General features: G+C 39.4%; 16 protein-coding genes. 7 read left to right on the top strand and 9 right to left on the bottom strand.

Translation table 11 applies throughout. The features are described from left to right. Position 1: 1 nt before the first annotated feature. Positions 2–628 carry a response regulator transcription factor gene (locus tag PR800_RS09345; protein WP_102137529.1) on the bottom strand — a complete coding sequence of 209 codons (627 nt, stop codon included), beginning with the start codon at positions 626–628 and terminating at the stop codon, positions 2–4. Positions 629–1,681: 1,053 nt separating this feature from the next. Between PR800_RS09345 and PR800_RS09340 the strand changes: the two genes are divergently transcribed. The 5 genes from PR800_RS09340 (at position 1,682) to glnB (ending at position 7,350) form a co-directional block, all read left to right on the top strand. Beyond that, positions 1,682–3,121, top strand: a complete 1,440-nt coding sequence (locus PR800_RS09340) for a sensor histidine kinase (RefSeq protein WP_195697449.1) — start codon at positions 1,682–1,684, stop codon at positions 3,119–3,121. Continuing rightward, complete coding sequence (gene qseG / locus PR800_RS09335) at positions 3,121–3,951, top strand: two-component system QseEF-associated lipoprotein QseG (protein ID WP_102137531.1); 831 nt, start codon at positions 3,121–3,123, stop codon at positions 3,949–3,951. The genes PR800_RS09340 and qseG overlap by 1 nt, the downstream gene beginning before the upstream one ends. Beyond that, positions 3,948–5,288 carry a two-component system response regulator GlrR gene (gene glrR / locus PR800_RS09330; RefSeq protein WP_102137532.1) on the top strand — a complete coding sequence of 447 codons (1,341 nt, stop codon included), beginning with the start codon at positions 3,948–3,950 and terminating at the stop codon, positions 5,286–5,288. The genes qseG and glrR overlap by 4 nt, the downstream gene beginning before the upstream one ends. A gap of 88 nt (positions 5,289–5,376) precedes the next feature. Further along, positions 5,377–6,999: an NAD+ synthase gene (locus PR800_RS09325; protein WP_166267550.1), complete on the top strand. Its 1,623-nt coding sequence runs from the start codon at positions 5,377–5,379 to the stop codon at positions 6,997–6,999. 12 nt (positions 7,000–7,011) lie between these two features. Beyond that, on the top strand, positions 7,012–7,350 hold the full coding sequence (gene glnB / locus PR800_RS09320) for a nitrogen regulatory protein P-II (RefSeq protein ID WP_004912721.1): 339 nt from the start codon (positions 7,012–7,014) through the stop codon (positions 7,348–7,350). Positions 7,351–7,540: 190 nt separating this feature from the next. Here glnB and hmpA read toward each other — a convergent pair whose 3' ends face one another. Continuing rightward, a complete protein-coding gene (hmpA, locus tag PR800_RS09315) occupies positions 7,541–8,740 on the bottom strand; it encodes an NO-inducible flavohemoprotein (protein WP_195697448.1) in 1,200 nt (399 codons plus the stop codon). 462 nt (positions 8,741–9,202) lie between these two features. Between hmpA and glyA the strand changes: the two genes are divergently transcribed. Next, the gene (gene glyA, locus PR800_RS09310; RefSeq protein ID WP_102137535.1) at positions 9,203–10,456 is read left to right on the top strand and encodes a serine hydroxymethyltransferase; all 1,254 of its coding nucleotides are present in this window, start codon (positions 9,203–9,205) and stop codon (positions 10,454–10,456) included. 81 nt (positions 10,457–10,537) lie between these two features. Further along, entirely contained in the window at positions 10,538–11,689 is a 1,152-nt protein-coding gene (locus PR800_RS09305; RefSeq protein WP_102137536.1) for a 3-phenylpropionate MFS transporter, read from the top strand. Between the two features lie 37 nt (positions 11,690–11,726). Here the strand turns inward: PR800_RS09305 and PR800_RS09300 are convergent, their stop codons facing one another. The 7 genes from PR800_RS09300 to PR800_RS09270 form a co-directional block, all read right to left on the bottom strand. Next, the gene (locus PR800_RS09300) at positions 11,727–12,431 is read right to left on the bottom strand and encodes a fimbrial biogenesis chaperone (protein ID WP_102137537.1); all 705 of its coding nucleotides are present in this window, start codon (positions 12,429–12,431) and stop codon (positions 11,727–11,729) included. Positions 12,432–12,444: 13 nt separating this feature from the next. Continuing rightward, positions 12,445–13,527 (bottom strand): fimbrial protein, encoded by a 1,083-nt coding sequence (locus PR800_RS09295; protein ID WP_336298218.1) that lies wholly within the window; start codon positions 13,525–13,527, stop codon positions 12,445–12,447. Positions 13,528–13,538: 11 nt separating this feature from the next. After that, positions 13,539–16,043 carry a fimbria/pilus outer membrane usher protein gene (locus PR800_RS09290; RefSeq protein WP_166267546.1) on the bottom strand — a complete coding sequence of 835 codons (2,505 nt, stop codon included), beginning with the start codon at positions 16,041–16,043 and terminating at the stop codon, positions 13,539–13,541. 14 nt (positions 16,044–16,057) lie between these two features. Then, positions 16,058–16,747, bottom strand: a complete 690-nt coding sequence (locus PR800_RS09285; RefSeq protein ID WP_272530625.1) for a fimbrial biogenesis chaperone — start codon at positions 16,745–16,747, stop codon at positions 16,058–16,060. A 49-nt stretch (positions 16,748–16,796) separates the two neighbouring features. Continuing rightward, positions 16,797–17,387, bottom strand: a complete 591-nt coding sequence (locus tag PR800_RS09280) for a fimbrial protein (protein WP_036958998.1) — start codon at positions 17,385–17,387, stop codon at positions 16,797–16,799. 419 nt (positions 17,388–17,806) lie between these two features. Then, on the bottom strand, positions 17,807–19,084 hold the full coding sequence (locus PR800_RS09275) for a TRAP transporter large permease (protein WP_102137540.1): 1,278 nt from the start codon (positions 19,082–19,084) through the stop codon (positions 17,807–17,809). Continuing rightward, complete coding sequence (locus PR800_RS09270; protein WP_004264924.1) at positions 19,075–19,554, bottom strand: TRAP transporter small permease; 480 nt, start codon at positions 19,552–19,554, stop codon at positions 19,075–19,077. The genes PR800_RS09275 and PR800_RS09270 overlap by 10 nt, the downstream gene beginning before the upstream one ends. Positions 19,555–19,604 lie beyond the last annotated feature (50 nt).

The following is a 19,604-nucleotide window of genomic DNA, read 5'->3' as shown; positions in this document are numbered from 1 at the left end:
ATTACCTTGAAATTAGGTTATGTTCTAACGCGTAATGAACAAGGTCGATGGTATTTTCACATTGTAGTTTGCCTAAAATATTTGCGCGGTGCACATGCACAGTTTTATGGCTTAGTTCAAGTTGCTCTGCGATCACTTTGACACTCAAGCCAGCCACTAATAAATCAAACACTTCCCGTTCTCGGGGCGTCAGTTCTTGTAGGCTTTTTTGCTGTTGTGGTGAATGGCGTAGCGCTCGCATAGCATCAGAGCATAGGTAGCAACCGCCTTGGTGTACAGAGCGAACCGCTTGGACTAGCTCTTCAGGGCCACAACGTTTTGTTAAGTAAGCACTGGCGCCTGCATCCAATGCGCTTTGTACAAAGGCTGGGGTATCATAAATGCTCAAGATAATAGTGCGAAAATCAGGCTTTTTTTGGCGTAACCGTGATAAAAGTTGTAAACCGTTTTCATCTGGCATCGAAATATCCATGATGGCAACATCAATATCTAAATTAAGCAAATTAGGCCAAGCCTCTTGAGCATTGGCATATTGCCCGACAACCGAAATATCAGGTTCAAGTGTCAAAAGTTGTGCGAAACCAGAACGCACAACGATGTGGTCATCAACTAACGCGATTTTTATCATATTTTTTATCAATTTGATGAGTAGGGTATTGGGAAATCTTATATCAATATAGGAAAAGATAAGCTAGAAGCAGAATGTAAAATTCTGCTGTTCATCCATAATGACGAGCAATTTTTTTATTGGGGTAAAATTTTCACGCAAACTTATTTATATTGAATAATAAATAACCAAAAAACAAGGTGTATAAAAATAGCGACAAACCCCCCATAGGGGTGTCTCCAAAAGGAGACATTTATCTTATTGATAAATATAGACTTATAAGATTGGTGTTTAGGGTGTCTTAAATTAGCGACAATATTGAGAAAGAGATAAACCGTTTCAGTGTATCCAAAATCACTGAATAGACTGTAAAAAATAAATTGTCTTATTTTTTAATGCTTTAAAAAATAAATTGAAAAGTTGGCACGGCATGTGCATAATAATATTCAGTTGCTCATTCAACTTCTTATGTAGGTCCAAAATTAGTTGGGTACATACCACATAAACCAAGAATGACGCCAAAGTAAGGTGCCTACCGTCCAACAGCACAGATATTCGCCTTAGGGCCTTATCAAACACAGGGCGACACGTGGAGTGAGGCACCACCTATATAATTATCTTTAATGTAAAGACATAATTATATAAAGCAGTAACCATCAGAGTAGTTGTTATCGCTGGCGGGGTAAAGGTGAGTCCTTTATCCCGCCTTCCTGTTTTATGCCTATCATAATGCCCGTCATACTTCGAACCGCAGCGTTGTTACCTGCGTTCAGCTACTCTAGTCACATACTTTTGTATGCTTCATAGAGATATCTTCTCTTGTCGCCTAGCTGCAATCCGAATTATTTAGGGCATAGCTGAAGATATTTTAGACGAGTCAGATATTAAACAATTCGCTTTATAGAATATACCTACCTGAAAACTATTGTCTTTTACCAATTAACTTGGCACGTTCATTGCTATTTCACTCTTATACTTAGTCTGATTTTAACGCTATGGGACACAGAATTTGGATTGTGCTTTTCGCATTACAGGGAGTTCTGCTACCATTGCAATACGTTTAATGGGTATGAGATGAATGTATTGAGTAAATGGCGTTTTTTCCCTCGCTCCTTGCGTCAACTAGTTGTGATGGCATTTTGGCTTGTACTGCTTCCTTTATTAGTATTAGCCTATCAAGCATATCAAAGCCTTGAGCAACTGAGTAACCAAGCAGCCAATATCAATAAAACCACGTTACTTGACGCACGGCGTAGTGAAGTGATGAGTAGCCTCGCATTAGAAATGGAGCGGAGCTATCGTCAATATTGTGTTTTGCAAGATGCCACATTGAAAACCCAATATCAGAAACAGTTTGCTGACTACCAGCAAATGTTTGAACGCCAGAGTACTATCTTACCCGCCTCGTCAGATACTTCCGCGTTGACTAAAACATTGGATGCGCTTAAGACGGTCACATGTGAAAACAATGAACCAACAGAAAAAATCACACGGGCTTTAGAACAATTTTCTACTGAGAATGCCTTATTAGTGCAAGAAACTCGAGATGTGATTTTTAGCCGTGGGGAACAGTTGCAAAAAGCGATTGCGAATAAAGGCCAACTATTTGGTTGGCAAAGTTTAATTTTATTCTTATTAAGCGCATTGCTAGTGGCACTATTCACTCGGATGATTATTGGCCCCGTTAAAGCTATCGAGCGAATGATTAACCGTCTCGGTACTGGGCGTACGATAGCCAATAATATTGAGCGCTTTAAAGGCCCTAGGGAGCTACGGACAATCGCACAGCGCATTATTTGGTTAAGTGAACGACTCGCATGGCTTGAATCACAGCGCCACGAATTTCTCCGCCATATTTCACATGAATTAAAAACGCCTCTTGCAAGCATGCGTGAAGGGACGGAGTTACTCGCGGACGAGGTTGCTGGGCCATTAACCGTGTCTCAAAAAGAGGTTGTAGAAATTCTTGATCACAGCAGTAAGCATCTTCAGCAACTTATTGAGCAATTACTTGATTATAATCGTAAGCTTGTAGATGACCCACCAGAAGCACAGATCGTTGATTTACAAAAACTCATTGAAGATATCGTCAAAGCACATAACTTACCTGCACGGGCTAAGAACATCAAAACAGAAGTGCGTTTAAAAGTGGATAGCTGTTTAGCTGAACCCTCACTTCTTGGGCGAGTTATTGATAATATCTATTCCAATGCGGTGCACTATGGTGGCGAATCAGGTAATATTTGGATCTCTAGTCGCCAAACGGGTAATAAACTTCTGATTGAAGTTGCGAATACAGGAACGCCAATTCCTGAATCTGAGCAAAGCATGATTTTTGAGCCGTTCTATCAAGGCTCATTACAAAGAAAAGGTGCTGTTAAAGGAAGTGGGCTAGGGCTAAGTATTGCGCAAGATTGTATTAAACAAATGGGAGGAGAACTTTCTCTCGTTCCCAATAAATCAGCAGATGTCTGTTTTAGAATTGAACTGCCTCTAACCGCAGAGAATGAATAATGGTAAATCGGTCTACAGGTGTTTGGGCGGTACTTTACCGTAACGCATCGTTAAATAAACATAATCAAAGAGTACCTTATGTGATGAGACGTACGGGGCTCAATTTTGGGGCGGTTTTATTTTCCCTAATTTTAAGTGGTTGTGTAGTCAAGAATGGTCAGTCACCACTCGAAACTCTGGCCCAAGTCGTTGTGCCAGAAGTTAAAGTTACAGACTACCGTTATACATCATGTGAAACGATTTGGAATAATGACCAGCCAACTGCACGGGAAAATGCACTATTTTGGTTGCGAATGATGGACTGTGCTGATCGCACTGAAACCAGTCAAGCACGTGAAGACGCAAGCAAAATAGAAGTAACAAACTGGTCGAGCGCATTTCAACATAATATTTTGTTGAATTCTGCGGATCCGTCCATTGCAGAGCGCCGTAAAATGCTTGATAGCATAAATACGTATAGTTTGAATTTTCCAACAGCCGTAAGGCCATTATTACAATTATGGCGTGAGCAACAAGTGCAAATTATCAACTTGTCAGACTCAGGGGCCCGCTATAAACGCTTACAGCAAGAAATGGATAGCAAACTCGACCGTTTAAAGGAAGATAATGCTAAATTGGCTTTCGAGCTGAATACGACCTCCCGTAAGCTTGAAAATTTAACGGATATTGAACGTCAGCTTTCTTCTCGCAAAAAAAGCACGAACGAAACCGAAAAAGACGTGGAAAATGGGGGGGAAGGAGATAAACCTATTTCCTCAGAAGAGCCAAAGCCGGGTAACAGCGTATCTTCTCCAGTAGAACAAAATTCATCGGAGAATGAACAAAAATGACGAATCGCAAGTCAGCAAGTTTATTGTTAGTTGACGATGACCCAAGCCTTCTTAAACTGTTAGGTATGCGCTTGAGTAGTGAAGGTTTTAAAGTCACTACAGCAGAAAGTGGTCCAGAAGCACTAAAAATCTTACAAAAAGAAAAGTTAGATTTAGTGATCAGCGATTTACGCATGGACGAAATGGACGGCATGGCGCTATTTGATGAAATTCAAAAAGCGCATCCAAATATGCCTGTCATTATATTAACGGCACATGGCTCTATTCCTGATGCAGTAGCAGCAACGCAGCGGGGCGTATTTAGTTTTTTAACTAAACCTGTCGATAAAGACGCGTTGTATAAAGCGATTGATGAGGCACTCGCGCTCTCCTCGACACCGATTAGCGATGAAGAGTGGAGCTCTGGCATTGTCACGCGTAGTCCCTTAATGATACGGCTATTAGAACAAGCACATATGGTGGCGCAATCTGATGTTAGCGTATTGATTAATGGGCAAAGTGGTACAGGTAAAGAGGTATTAGCTCAGGCTATTCATAAAGCTAGTCCTAGGGCTCGTAAGCCATTTATTGCCATTAACTGCGGTGCACTGCCTGAACAATTATTAGAGTCTGAATTATTTGGCCATGCGAAAGGGGCTTTTACCGGTGCAGTCAGTAACCGCGAAGGGTTATTCTTTGCAGCCAGTGGTGGTACGTTATTTTTAGATGAAATTGGCGATATGCCAATGCCATTGCAGGTTAAATTACTGCGGGTATTGCAAGAGCGCAAAGTTCGTCCTTTAGGTAGTAACCGCGATTTAGACATTGACGTGCGTATTTTGTCTGCAACTCACCGTAATCTTCCTAAAGCGATGGAAAAAAATGAGTTTCGTGAAGACCTCTACTATCGCCTGAATGTGGTTAATTTACGTATTCCTGCGTTAAATGAGCGTTCAGAAGATATTCCTTTATTAGCTAATCACTTATTACGTGAATCTGCATCACGACATAAACCTTTCGTACGCAGTTTTTCCAGTGATGCAATGAAATGCTTAATAACAGCAAGCTGGCCGGGTAATGTCCGCCAATTAGTGAATGTTATTGAACAGTGTGTTGCATTAACTACGTCCCCAGTTATCAGTGAAGCGTTGGTTAGCCAAGCCCTGCAAGGTGAAAATACGGCCTTGCCGACATTCGTTGAAGCACGTAATCAATTTGAATTGAATTATTTACGTAAGTTATTACAAATGACGAAGGGAAATGTCACCCAAGCAGCTCGAATGGCAGGACGAAACCGTACAGAATTTTATAAATTACTTGGCCGCCATGATTTAGAAGCCAATGATTTCAAAGAATAAATAAGAATTATTTACCACATGGTTGTTATCGATTACATTATGTGGAATAAGGCAATTCATATTCACGCTCCGGGAGAAAAAACACCTTATGAGCCGTAAGCTTAATATTTCACTAGCACAACTTAATTGGTTAGTCGGTGACATCGAAGGCAACTGCGAACGCATGTTGCAAGTTGTGAGTGAACAAGCACCAAACACAGATATTGTCATGTTTTCAGAGCTGTCTTTGACAGGCTACCCACCAGAAGATTTGATTTTTCGTGGCGATTTTGAAGATCGTTGCGTCGCACAATTAGAACGTTTACAAAAAGCAAGCTCAGAGACAGCGATTATCGTTGGTCACCCATGGTATGAAGGGGATGATATCTATAATGCATTATCATTTTTCTACCAAGGTAAACTGCACGCACGTTATTTTAAACAAGAGCTACCCAATTATGGCGTGTTTGATGAGCCTCGTTATTTTACCGCAGATGAAAAAACCTGTGTCGTTGAATTTAAAGGCTATCAGCTTGGCTTATTGATTTGTGAAGATATTTGGTATGACGAGCCGGTAGATGCAGCCAAAGGGGCTGGCGCTGAAATATTATTGACAATCAATGCATCTCCTTATGACATTAATAAAGAACATATTCGAACCGATTTATTAGTCGAACATTGTAAACGCACTCATATGCCAATTGTGTATCTCAACCAAGTGGGTGGGCAAGATGAATTGGTGTTTGATGGTGGCTCAAAAATCATTGCAAACAAGGGCAAGCAAACCTTTAAATTGGAAGAGTTTAAAGAGCAGGTTATTACAGTGCAATTTGATGAACTTGCACTGGTGAGCGAAGGTAGTGTATTTATTGAAAATGACCCTGTTGCACAGGTATACCAAGCCTTAGTCATGTCAACTCGTGACTACATCAATAAAAATGGTTTTAATGGGGCTATTTTAGGGCTATCAGGGGGTATTGACTCGGGGCTGACAGTGGCTATTGCTGTTGATGCAATAGGGAAAGAGCATGTGCAAGCAGTGATGATGCCATTCCGTTATACTTCTGAAATGAGTATTCACGACGCTAAAGAACAAGCTGATTTGCTTGGTGTTGAGTTTGATATCGTATCTATCGAGCCGATGTTTGATGCATTTATGGCGCAGTTAACGCCTATGTTTGAAGGGACTGCGGTTGATACAACTGAAGAAAACTTACAAGCACGGTGCCGAGCGGTTATTTTAATGGCGATGTCGAATAAACGCCGTCGCTTAGTGCTGACTACCAGTAATAAGAGTGAGTCAGCAGTCGGTTACTCAACGCTTTATGGTGATATGGCGGGTGGGTTTGATGTGTTAAAAGATGTGCCTAAAACCCTTGTCTTTGAGTTGGCTAAATACCGTAATACATTATCTCCTGCAATCCCACAACGTGTGATTGATAGGCCTCCATCAGCAGAACTTGCGCCAGGCCAATTAGATCAAGACAGTTTACCGCCTTATGATGTGCTAGACGCCTTATTAGAAGGTTATGTGGAAAAAGACTTGTCAGTGAATGACCTAATCAAACTTGGTTTCGATAAAGACGTAGTACGCAAAGTTGTGCGTCTTGTCGATATTAATGAATATAAACGTCGTCAGGCTCCGGTTGGGCCACGTATTACGATGCGTAATTTTGGCAAAGATCGCCGCTATCCGATCACCTCAGGTTTTGGCCGTAAAAACTGGTCATAACAGGAATTATTTATGAAAAAAATTGATGCAATTATAAAGCCATTCAAACTTGATGATGTCCGTGAAGCGTTGGCAGAAGTCGGTATTACAGGAATGACCGTAACTGAAGTGAAAGGTTTTGGTCGTCAAAAAGGGCATACTGAACTTTACCGCGGTGCAGAGTATATGGTCGATTTTTTACCTAAGGTAAAAATTGAAATTGTTGTTCCTGATGACATTGTTGAAAACTGTGTCGAAACCATTATGCAAACGGCACAAACAGGTAAAATCGGTGATGGGAAGATCTTTGTTTATGATGTCGCTCGCGTGATCCGTATTCGTACTGGTGAGCAAGACGAAGAAGCGATTTAGTCAATTTAAGTTGATATGAAAATGCGGTAACGGAAAATACACAGGAATGGGATTAGAATTGCGTATTTATTATGCGAGCCCGTTACCGCTAAATTAGAAAACTACGAACATTTAACTATTTAACCAATTTTCTTCAGTTAATATGTTTCATAGAATGCTCTCCTAAACAGAAGAGCATTTTTTTTGTGCATTAATTGAGGGGCAATACCTTGTGTGGTCCAAAACATTCATAGTGAATCGCATCGGCATCGACACCCATTGCAATTAACTGCTTACCTACGTGCTGCATAAAACCAACAGGGCCACAGAAATAGAACTGCATATTCGGTTGCTCAATCCATTCACGTACCAATTCTAAATTCATTAAACCTTCATATTGGTAATCAAACCCGAGGCGATCTTCCTCTCTTGGTTGATTAAACCAAATCGCAGATTGGCTAATTTGCTGTTTTGCTAGTAGTTGTTGAATCTCATGCTTGAAGGCATGAACTGCACCATTCTCAGCGGCATGGAACCAATTTACTTGTGCGCTGTGAGCTTGTTCCGTTAGATGATTTAACATACTTAACATTGGGGTTAAGCCAACCCCTGCCGAAATTAGCGTAACAGGCGTTGTATTATCAACATCGATAAAGAAATCCCCACATGGAGGTGCGAGATGCACGCTGTCACCTTCATTTAATTGTTGATGTAAGAAATTAGAAACGGCGCCTTGGTCTTCACGTTTTACCGCGATACGGTAGCTACGACCATTAGGGGCAGTAGTCAGTGAGTATTGGCGGATTTCTTGGTTTTCAAATCCCGGGTTGTTGACATAAATCGTGATATATTGGCCTGGGCGGTAATCAGCGACAGGTTGCCCATCGACAGGAACAAATTCAAAACTTGTGATCACATCACTTTGTGACTGTTTTTGCGCTAATTTAAATTCACGTAAGCCTTCCCAACCCCCATTTTTATCTGCATTTTCTTGGTAAATCGCAGCTTCTCTACCAATAAAAATATCGGCTAAAACACCGTAAGCTCTTCCCCATGCATCAAGCACCTCTTGGCCTGGGTTAAGGAGTTCATCAATAGCCGCGAGTAAGTTTTCCCCAACAATGGGATAGTGCTCAGGTTTAATATTTAAGCTTACATGCTTTTGGGCGATTTTTTCGACAGCTGAAATGAGAGCTTCAGGAGTTTCAATATGCACAGCATATGCGCAGATAGCATTGAAAAGGGCTTCACGTTGGTCCCCATTCATTTGGTGAGTCATGTTAAAAATATCTTTTAACTCAGGATGCTGTTTAAACATCCTATCATAAAAATGTGCGGTCAGTTTTGGCCCTGTTTCAGCAATGGCAGGAATGGTGGATTTAACAATGGCGATGGTTTGGCTATCTAGCATACAGGTGCTCCTGAATTATTTTCATGTTCTCGTTATCGTTAAGGTAAAAAGCTATTTTTTGTAATATCAAAAATATCTCTTTGTACATCAGTGAGATAATATTATTTCATCTCAGTTAACCTCTATTTTTTGAGATCCATGAAGGCGATTTATAAAGATGTATTTTAAATACAACTTATAATATTTAAGGGTTTATGTAAAGACTCAAACTGGGAAAATAGGGTGAATTTAGGCACATAATGAGAAGGGGATTACAAATCTGGAGGTTTGTCCGTCAAAAATTAAAATTTGGGCTATTTTATAATGAAGCCTTCAGAAGCAAATGAAGTGAAAAAAATTAATGCAATCGTTTGCGTATATTTTTTCTTTAGGGCTATCTCAAGAGTGAAAAAGAGTTTACACTGTGTGTCATTGCGATGAATCGATTTTCAACCTATTGAATTGCTGAGGCAGGAGAAGCGAATGTTAAAGCGTGAAATGAATATTGCTGACTACGATCCAAAATTATGGGAAGCAATGGAGCAAGAAGTACAACGTCAAGAAGAACATATTGAATTAATTGCTTCTGAAAACTATACCAGTCCACGAGTCATGCAGGCTCAAGGTTCTCAGCTAACCAATAAATATGCAGAAGGTTACCCAGGCAAACGCTACTATGGCGGTTGTGAGCATGTTGATGTGGTCGAGCAATTAGCAATTGACCGTGCAAAAGAGCTATTTGGTGCTGACTACGCAAACGTACAACCACACTCAGGTTCACAAGCTAACGCTGCAGTTTATATGGCGTTATTACAACCAGGCGACACCGTTCTGGGGATGAACCTTGCACATGGTGGCCACTTAACCCACGGTTCACCAGTTAACTTCTCTGGTAAACTGTATAACATCGTACCTTATGGTATCGATGAAAGCGGTAAAATTGACTACGACGATATCAAAGCGCAAGCGGAAAAACACAAACCAAAAATGATTATCGGTGGTTTCTCTGCGTACTCAGGTGTGGTTGATTGGGCAAAAATGCGTGAAATCGCAGACAGCATTGGTGCTTACCTGTTTGTTGATATGGCTCACGTTGCAGGTTTGATTGCTGCGGGTGTTTATCCAAACCCAGTGCCTCACGCACATGTTGTGACGACAACGACACATAAAACTTTAGCGGGTCCACGTGGTGGATTAATTTTAGCTAAAGGTGGTGACGAAGAATTATACAAAAAAATCAATTCAGCAGTGTTCCCTGGTTCTCAAGGTGGCCCTTTAATGCATGTTATTGCAGGTAAAGCGGTTGCTCTGAAAGAAGCGATGGAACCTGAGTTTAAAGTTTATCAACAGCAAGTTGCTAAGAATGCGAAGGCGATGGTCGATGTTTTCCAAAAACGTGGCTATAAAGTGGTATCTGGCGGCACTGAAAACCACTTATTCTTAGTTGATTTAGTTGATAAAGACATCACTGGTAAAGATGCAGATGCAGCACTTGGCCGTGCGAATATCACTGTTAACAAAAACAGTGTACCGAACGACCCTAAGAGCCCATTTGTAACGTCTGGTGTACGAATTGGTTCTCCTGCGATTACGCGCCGTGGCTTCAAAGAAGCAGAAGCGGGTGAGCTAGCTGGCTGGATGTGTGATATTCTAGACAACCTCAATGACGAAGCGACCATTGAGAGCGTGAAGCAAAAAGTATTAGCAATTTGCAAAAAACACCCAGTTTACGCATAACATAACGTAATATTAATTACCTAAACCCGCTTCTACATGCATGTATGAGCGGGTTTTTTGCATTGAAAAAACGGAGGAGTGATGGTCATTCCATCAACGCGTTGGCTAGCTATTGATTATTTTACCTACTTTTTTGCCTACAGTATTTTCTTACCATTTTGGTCAGTTTGGCTACAAGGTGAGGGAATTGATGCAGAAATGATTGGCGTTTTGTTAGGGGTTGGGCTAGCAGCTCGTTTCCTTGGCGCGATGTTTATTACTCCTTTAGTTAAAGAGCCCTCGAAGTTGATCACGGCTCTACGCTTACTTGCTGGGCTTTCGCTCATTTTCTCTGTTGGCTTTGCTCTGGGGTCTCACTGGGCATGGCTATTATTTGTGATGATTGGGTTTAACCTATTCTTTGCGCCGATGGTTCCACTGGGAGACTCTCTGGCGGGGGCATGGCAAAAACAATTTACCTTTGACTACGGCAAAATTCGCGTCTGGGGGTCGATAGCCTTCATTATTGGCTCCTCATTGATGGGGTATTTAGCTGGTGTTTGGGGTAATAAAGCCATCATGATGGCCTTGATAGTAAGCTGTTTAGCATTATTACTAGGCGCAATGCTGAAGCCAGCAATTATGCCAATGGGGGCGGCGAAAGCGGATGGCGGTAATAAGGTTACATTTAAACAATTGATAGCAGACAAAAACGTCGTTAGGTTTCTCATCTGTGTCACGTTACTGCAAGGGGCTCACGCGGCTTATTATGGCTTTGCTTCCCTATTTTGGAAAGAAGCTGGCTATTCAGACTTAGTGATTGGTAATTTATGGTCGCTCGGTGTCGTTGCTGAAGTCATTGTATTTATGTTAAGCCACCGTTTATTTAGGCGTTGGAGTGCTCGCAATTTACTGCTGTTATCAGCCTTTTGTGGAATTATTCGCTGGGGCTTGATGGGCGCGTTTACGGCATTACCGGTGTTAATTGTGGTGCAAATCCTGCACAGTGGTACTTTTACGGTTTGCCACTTAGCGGCAATGCGTTTTATAAGTGCAAGAAAAGAAAATGAAATTATCCCATTACAAGGTGTTTACTCTGCACTTGCAACTGGTGGTGGGTTAGCTGTACTGACTATTATTGTCGGATACATTTATGAACGAGTACCTGCTCATCATGGCGTAGTTTTTTATTTAATGGCGCTTCTTGCTGTTCCTGCATTATTTATTCGGCCTAAAGTTACCGCTCAATCCTAAAATCACCAATCAAGCTATGAAAGGTGTTAAACCTATTTTATAGCTTGGTTTGGTATTGAATTTGTTTTCCAGTGTCATCAATATAAATCATTGTTATATTTTCTCCGTGATTAATATCAGCGGTTGAAAAGTAAGTTTGTGATGAAAATGGCTCTACCATCGAGCTTTTTGCAATAGAACGACTTTTATTATTAGCCAGATAGATATTGGCAATATTTAAAAAATAAGGGGTCGGGTTGTTGACGACAATACCGTCTTTAGCTAAATGAAATTGGATGTTTTTGATGACATTGTTTGGCTTTTCTGTGAGGTTTGTAGGGCGATAAAAAACTTTAATTCGTGTTTGAATGGCAAACTGTAGCATATTGGCACTATTTATTTGTTTTGGCTTTGGCGCAATGTCTAATACATTTAAATAAAATACAGACTCTTTATTCGTAGGGAGTTTGTCACCAATAAAACGTATTTGTAATTGAACTCCGTCATTTGCTGCGATTTTAGTGACGGGGGGCGTTACAATAAATAGTGCGTTCGTCGTTTCTGGTGTCGAGTCCGGATTACCTTCATCCACCCAGCTTTGAGTTAATGTGGCTTGTTCACTGTAATTAGTAAGTTGAATTCCGACGGACTTTTTATCACTAGGAAAAATAATTCGTGTTCCTTGTAAAACAAGACTTGCACTTGTTTGGAAGCTAAAAAATAGTAATGTAGCGAACCCTGTAATTTTAATGAATCCCACCATGGTATTTTCCTTGTTAATTATATGACATCACAACTGTTGCCGTACTTGAGACTTGCCCTTGAGTGACACTATTTGTGTTGTATGCATGGTAATAAGCTCCTAAATTTACTGAAAAAGAAGGGGAGATTGGATTTCCCTTGAGGACAGAAAAAATATTTGTCGCTCCATTTTTAGCTGCCACACTATCTGAAAGCACTAACGGTGTATTGAGATTACTTGCGCTAACTAATCGGAAGCCAACGCCTTTAGCGCCTTGGCTAATGGTATTATTCAATGTTGCTTTATCATTTGAGAGCAAATTGCTACTGGATAAAAAAATAGATACATCACGAGAAGCATTACCGCCTGCTAAAAAGTCTTGGCAAGTAAAATTAAGTGTGAATGGCGTGTAGCCCGCTCTGGTTACAGTTTTCACTGCATTGATGCTTACTGGGGGTAGCGAAACGACTAAACCTTGGTTAACAAAATTACAGGTAGTGAGGATTGGATTATAAGTTAAGGTAATTGGTTGTAAGTAGATATCATCGGCACTGGTTGGCCATTGTAGCGTTAACAGAAAAGTGACTAATTTGACTACAATATCTAATAACCACTGTAGAATTCCCAAGCTGGATGCATCAGAGGCGAGTACAATAGGGGTAACTGTGGCGGTGCTTCCTGATACTTCGACATAGTTGGTTCCGGGTTTAGTCGCAAGCAAATTAAATTGAACGGTAAAATTTGTATCGAGTTCACTACCTTGATGTACACCTTCCGTAAGGCCGATAACCCTATCTTTTTCTAATGCAGTGACTGTAATTGAGACAAACTGCTTTCCACCATTAAAACCAATAGTGGCGGTTCTACCTTGGAAAGGAGATGCGATACCAATAGAGTTAGGAAAAAGTATCCCTCTTGCAGTACAGGTAAAAGTTCCAGGGTAGATGGTTCTACTATTTTTACTAACTTGAGTCGATGATGTACTAGTGAGCTCTGTCGATAAATCAAAAGTAAGAGCGGGAGCCGTCACGGTAGAAGTTTGTCTACAATGCGCTGAGGAATACTGGCTGTAAGCCAATATACTGGAAAGCATCAGTGCTAAAGTGATTTTTTTCATCATATTTTCCTTTATCGACAGAGGTTTTTGTTCTTATCCATCGTGTTGAGTAGCGGCTCGATAACACATGTCTGTTTCCCTTTAAGCTTTATGTGCAATGCCACCGGTAATTGCTCACTTTTGATATACATCACGCCAGATTGACCGACATAACCAATACTCTGTTGTTTAGCATCTGTGATTTCTGTTCCAAAAGGTAAGCTATCGCCATTAGCAAGAGCGCCACGGATGATATAAGTTTGTCGAGTATCAGTTTCGAGTTTGATGTAACTTACCGCCCCTTGATATGGACTTACATTAGCCATATTACCGAGCACCTCAGCGCCTGCGGTTTTCTCTGTATCTGTCAAGGTATAGGTATTGGTTCTATAGGGGGTGGAGTTAGCGACTAAAACAACACCTTGTTGATTAGTTAAGGTAGTTTTATCGGCATTGACCATCATGTCACTGGCCATTGGTGCATCAATGATGGTGTAGGTCTGTCCTGTTTCTCCTGAAAAAACAATATGTCCAGGAATAGCAACCAGAGTTCCTTTGGCGCCTAAACCCGTTTGGCGGTAATTATTGGCCTCTGTGTAAGATCCTGAAAGTGTGCTAGAGGGAAGCTGATAGCTGACGTTCCCACCAACTAAGTTATTACCACCGCTTTGGTTCGTTGCAGTTAACGTATAATTGACTTGGTCATTTTTACCTGCAATACCACTGACACTCAGCGTAGTTTGTTGATAACGAGAGTCGGTGAAATAGCTTCCCATACTAATATTGGCGCGTTTTTCAAATAAAGAAAAAGGAATACTAAAGTTGGCATAAATACGAGTTTCTTCTTCGCTGTCGTAATTGCGAACACGTGAAACAGACACACTATAGGAAATATCGTTATAATTGTTTGCGTAACCGGCTTGATATTCACGGCTATTACCGTTTGCATTCCAATAATCACGGTGTGTACCCGATATGAATACCGAACCATAACCATCAGCTAATTGTTGGTTTAAATTCAACGTAAATGTATTTTTAGCACGTGAACCACGTAAAGCGTCATAATTAGTGAGTGAAAGCTCAGGTGGAATATTATTGCCGAGTTTTTCTGATAACTGGTCTTGATAAGCTTTCCAAGCGCGATAATTATCTTGGGAATAAATGGCATCAATAAAGCTATAGTAACCACTTGTGGAATAACGATATGACGCCAAGGTTAAATTGGTCGATGTTGCATTAATATATTTGTTATAAGTCAGGCGGTAGCTTTGCCCACTGTGATTTCCTGAATCCAATTTAGTATTTGCTTGCGTAATGTCAGCTGAAATGGCTCCAAAACTAAAATTCCAACCACTCCCTATAACGCCAGAATAGTATTTTTCGCTAAATAGCATTCCTGCATAAAGCGTCACTAAATTATTTAACCCATAGTGAAACTCACCTTGAGTAAATTTGGGTTGATAATGGGTATTGTCAATTTTAGTTTGCCCAGCAATGAGGCTGTAATTATAAACGCCCTGTTTGAGCATGTCAGGTACAGCAGAATAGGGCACAGTAAAGGTTTCTTGCCTTCCATCAGCTTCTTGGACAACGACGAATAAGTCACCTCCACCAGCACTAGGCTGAAGGTCATTAAATGCAAACTCACCAGGGGGAACGCTTTCTTGATAAACCAGATTATTATTTTGGTACACGCTGACTAAGGCATTTGTTTGAGCGACACCGCGTATAATAGGTACAAAATTTTGACTTGAATTTGGCAACATACTAGCTTCTGTTGCCAATGCAATCCCTCGAACTCGAATACTATTAAATAGGGCTGCGGGTGTATAAAAATCACCTAATTTCAACCCGGATTTGATTGCACTAAGAGGACGATAAATATAACGGGTATTGTTTTTCCATTTTTGGCTACTATGAGAGCTATGTCGATAGCTGGATTCATCTCTAAATTGCCAAGCGCCTAAATTAACGCCTGAATTTAAGGTAGCAAAAAAATTGTCACTGCTGGTTTTAGAGTTTTTTTTCTCTTTGTAACTATAATAATTTGTATTATAAGAAAAAATAATTGCAGGTTCGCCATAATTCCAGAGACTGGGGTCAATATAGTTAGCTTCGAGTTGTTTCAGAGCGACTTGAGGGACGGTAATATCGAGTCGTAGGTCGTTGATATTGAATTTATATTTTATATTGGCCACTAAATCATCAATAGGAATAAATGGCTGTTGTTTGGTTTGTTCAATCACCTCAGAAGATAAATTCAGGTTTAATTTCTGCACATCATCAGCAGCAAGGCTAATCAGTTTACCATCATTATTGATATCAATTTCAAATTGGCCTTTCCAACTATTATTTACATAAAGCTCGGCTAATTGTTTACCTGATGGAATTTTACTGTCGGTATAGAATCGTGAAATATCTCCTTGTGCAGATTTACCTACCAATAGGGAAGTCTCAAACTCGTCCGCTATTGAGTTCTTTTGATAACTTTGTAGTCCTATTAAGATTAGGAGGTAGAGATAGTTTTCTTTTTTCACGATGATTTCTTCTATTAAAGTTTAATGTTTTTAGATTTGAAAACACCATAGTCATCCACATACATTAAAATAAGATCGTGGCTTTTCATTGTTCCTTTAATAGGTAATTCTTTTTCAGACATAGGGGCAATCATCGCAGAATCAATTAATGAATTATTTTTATCGTCCGATGGTGTGATAGCTGCAATAGTTAAATGGTATTGCGAGTTATTTTTAACTAATATGTTATTATTTTTAATCTGGTAGCTCGCATGATTAATTATTTCATCGGAGGATTCGGTTAGCCCAATAGGACGATAAAAAATTTTAATTCGTGAGCGTGTGGCTAGCTGAATTGCATTCTTGCCTTTAGCAGATTCTGGAGTTTTAGGAATATCTAAAACATTTAAGAAAAATACACTTTCAACATTGTCAGGAAGTTTTCCGGGTATTTTTTTTATTTTTAATTGCTGACCTTGTAAACCTTCAATTTTAACAATAGGAGGGGATAAATAAAAAGGCGCTTCAGAATTCTCAGGTGTGGAATTTTCATCACCGTTATCAATCCATGACTGAACAAGAGACGATGTTTTGCTATTATTGGTTAATTGTACAGTAATACTATCAGCGTCAGCAGAATATATAATTCGAGTGCCTGTAATAATAACATTAGAAAATGTTGAGCTCGAAAATAAAATAGTGAGTAATAAAACTAGAGTTTTCATAATAGTATCCATTTAAAGCCAGGCTAATAAAAGCCTGGCTAAGTCATAATTATAAATAGGAAACTGTATATATTACATTTGATTGCAAAAGACCGACTTTGGCAGCAGTTGCATTAGTTTTATAATAACTGGCAATTAAATTGAGTGTAGCTCCTGTTGCACCACCAGTGTCAGCCCCTGTAAGGTTAGTATCAAAGGCCACATTGAGTGGAATTGCGGTTGTTGGAGTGCTGGTTTTAGATAAACTAAATCCAACATTTTTAGCAACGGAAGCATCATTTTCATTGACGGAAGTATTCACTAAATACAAACCGGAAGGGGAAATATTACTTGATGAATAAAAGTGTAATTTCAGATTACTTACAGGAGTGCTCGCAGGTGCGCAATCAGAGAAAGTTAAAGAAAATTGTTTTTGATTTTTAGAAATAACCGTCGCAGCAGTGGTCCCTGCATCTGTTACGGTTATTGGGTCAAGAACAACAGTCATATCGGCACTATTTCCGCCATTAATAGTACAAGTTGTATCGCTTATTGCTCCAGAAATTGAAATAATTCCTCCAGCACTATTAGTTATTGCAAGTGCTGAACCTGATATAACAGATAACGAAAGTAAAGACAGAGGTAGTATATATCTAGACATAATTAACCCCATAAGGTCAAAGTAAAATAAAGTGATATAACTTTGATTAACAGCCAAATGTAAATTAGCTGTGTTATTTTATGCTAGATATAAAATATATTTTTTTCAAATTAAAAGTCAAAAAAATATTTAATGAGATTAATGTCTTTTTTATATATATGAATTTAATGTGATATTGTTTTTCTAATTATTTCAATGTGACTCGTAATAAGTGTAATTTTTTAATGATCAGTAGTTTATCTTTTTGAGTATTTTTTGTTGTGCATGTTATTGTGACAAGGATAAAGGTAAATTAACTTAACAATAAACAAAAGTTACATTAATTTGTGGAATCAAATAAAATTTAATTTATAAAAAATTAATTGATAATAAAATGGCAAGTCATAGTTAATGACTTGCCATTGAGATATAATCTTATCTTATAAGCTTGGCAGGAAGGTCGTAAATACAGGCATAAAAGTGACTAAGAGTAATACGATAATTAATGTTAAGAATAATGGCATAACTTCACGAATAAAATCAGAAATACGTACACCAGTAATCGATGTGGCAACAAACATGACTGTTCCCATTGGCGGTGTTAAACAGCCGATAGCTAAATTAAGGATCATGACAATACCAAAATGGATAGGGTCAATTCCTAAAAGTTTTACCGTAGGCATTAATAATGGAACAAGAACAATAATTGCGGCATTACCTTCAATAAACATACCTAAAATTAAGAGCACAGCATTGACAATCATTAAGAAAACATATGGATTGTCAGAGAAATTGGTCATCATTTTGGCGACATCTTGTGCCACTTGCTCATTCGTCAATACCCAAGCTAGTGCAGAACAAGTCATGATAATCAACATAATACTTGCTGTAGAACGCGCTGTTTCTAAAAATGAGGCGGCAATGTCTTTTAACTTCATTTCGCGATAAAAGAAAGTACCAATTATAATAACGTAAAGTACAGCTATCGCACCCGCTTCGGTCGGTGTAAAGATCCCAAAGCGAATTCCACCAATAATAACGAGCACTAAAAGGAAAGCAGACATCGCCCCTTTACCTGTTTGGTAAACTTCAGCAAATGTAGGAGCTTTATCTCTAGCAGGTTTGTATCCACGTTTTTTTGCAATAAGATAAATGGCAAACATTAAAGCAACGCAGCACATTAAACCTGGAATGATCGCGGCCATGAACATCTTGCCAATAGAAACATCAGCAACAAATCCATAGATGATTAATGCAATACCGGGTGGAATAATAGGTGTTATTAATGACCCTGCAGCGGTAACAGCGGCAGAGAAGCTTTTCCCATAACCTAATTTGGTCATCTCGGGCACTAGCATTTTAGATAACATTGCACAGTCAGCAAGGTTAGATGCAGAAAGCCCACCCATCATTGTACTTAATAATACGTTAGATTGGGCAAGTCCCCCTGGATAGTGACCAGACAGTGTGCCAGTAAATTTTAACATTCGGCTAGTGATACCGGTGTAATTCAAAAGGTTACCTAACAGAATGAAAAAAGGGATTGCGAGTAATGTGACATTTTCTCCTGCCCCAATAATGCGCTGCACGGCAATAAGAGGAGAGATATCACCGACAGAAAAGAAATAAGTGAGCAATGCAATAAGCACACTTAAAAAAATAGGAACATTAATTAAAAAGCAAAATATTAATACGATACAGGCGATAACTACTGACATGGTTTATCTCCTTTTATTAATTTACTCATGTCTTCCAGTAAATGTTGAATAGAAAATAACACCATGATGGATGCACCAATAGGAACAGAAAGGTCGATATAGTAATAAGAAACACCAATAATTGGTGTTATTTTATCTTCTGCGATAATCGAGAGTTCATATCCAAGATAGCCAAAAATTGATAAAGCAATAATGGCCATAATATGAGTGATAACCGCGATAGCTAATTGTACTTTTTCAGGAAATAAAGAGGTAATTGCATCAATACTGACATGCATTCTTTTACCCGCAGCGGATGCTGCACCAATCATCACCAACCAAATGTAGCAAATGATTAAAACTTCCTCACTCCACATTAAAGGGTCATTAAGAAGCCAGCGCATGAATACAGCAAGAATAGTAATAATGACAATAGCGGCAACGGCAAGTGATGCCACTATATCACTTAATTTCCCCAGAAATTTAAACATAAAAGATCCTTGCGAGAACAATAGTTAACCGTTTGTGTTGTTAAAATATT

The sequence above is a fragment of the Providencia sp. PROV205 genome (assembly GCF_028479505.1).
Taxonomy (GTDB): Bacteria; Pseudomonadota; Gammaproteobacteria; order Enterobacterales; family Enterobacteriaceae; genus Providencia; species Providencia huaxiensis.
This window is presented reverse-complemented; position numbering and strand designations above follow the sequence as displayed.

Bases quoted from the DNA above. Each gene is read 5' to 3' on its own strand.
- PR800_RS09345 (WP_102137529.1), bottom strand. From the start codon at position 628: ATGATAAAAATCGCGTTAGTTGATGACCACATCGTTGTGCGTTCTGGT.
- PR800_RS09340 (WP_195697449.1), top strand. From the start codon at position 1,682: ATGAATGTATTGAGTAAATGGCGTTTTTTCCCTCGCTCCTTGCGTCAA.
- qseG (WP_102137531.1), top strand. From the start codon at position 3,121: ATGGTAAATCGGTCTACAGGTGTTTGGGCGGTACTTTACCGTAACGCA.
- glrR (WP_102137532.1), top strand. From the start codon at position 3,948: ATGACGAATCGCAAGTCAGCAAGTTTATTGTTAGTTGACGATGACCCA.
- PR800_RS09325 (WP_166267550.1), top strand. From the start codon at position 5,377: ATGAGCCGTAAGCTTAATATTTCACTAGCACAACTTAATTGGTTAGTC.
- glnB (WP_004912721.1), top strand. From the start codon at position 7,012: ATGAAAAAAATTGATGCAATTATAAAGCCATTCAAACTTGATGATGTC.
- hmpA (WP_195697448.1), bottom strand. From the start codon at position 8,740: ATGCTAGATAGCCAAACCATCGCCATTGTTAAATCCACCATTCCTGCC.
- glyA (WP_102137535.1), top strand. From the start codon at position 9,203: ATGTTAAAGCGTGAAATGAATATTGCTGACTACGATCCAAAATTATGG.
- PR800_RS09305 (WP_102137536.1), top strand. From the start codon at position 10,538: ATGGTCATTCCATCAACGCGTTGGCTAGCTATTGATTATTTTACCTAC.
- PR800_RS09300 (WP_102137537.1), bottom strand. From the start codon at position 12,431: ATGGTGGGATTCATTAAAATTACAGGGTTCGCTACATTACTATTTTTT.
- PR800_RS09295 (WP_336298218.1), bottom strand. From the start codon at position 13,527: ATGAAAAAAATCACTTTAGCACTGATGCTTTCCAGTATATTGGCTTAC.
- PR800_RS09285 (WP_272530625.1), bottom strand. From the start codon at position 16,747: ATGAAAACTCTAGTTTTATTACTCACTATTTTATTTTCGAGCTCAACA.
- PR800_RS09280 (WP_036958998.1), bottom strand. From the start codon at position 17,387: ATGTCTAGATATATACTACCTCTGTCTTTACTTTCGTTATCTGTTATA.
- PR800_RS09275 (WP_102137540.1), bottom strand. From the start codon at position 19,084: ATGTCAGTAGTTATCGCCTGTATCGTATTAATATTTTGCTTTTTAATT.
- PR800_RS09270 (WP_004264924.1), bottom strand. From the start codon at position 19,554: ATGTTTAAATTTCTGGGGAAATTAAGTGATATAGTGGCATCACTTGCC.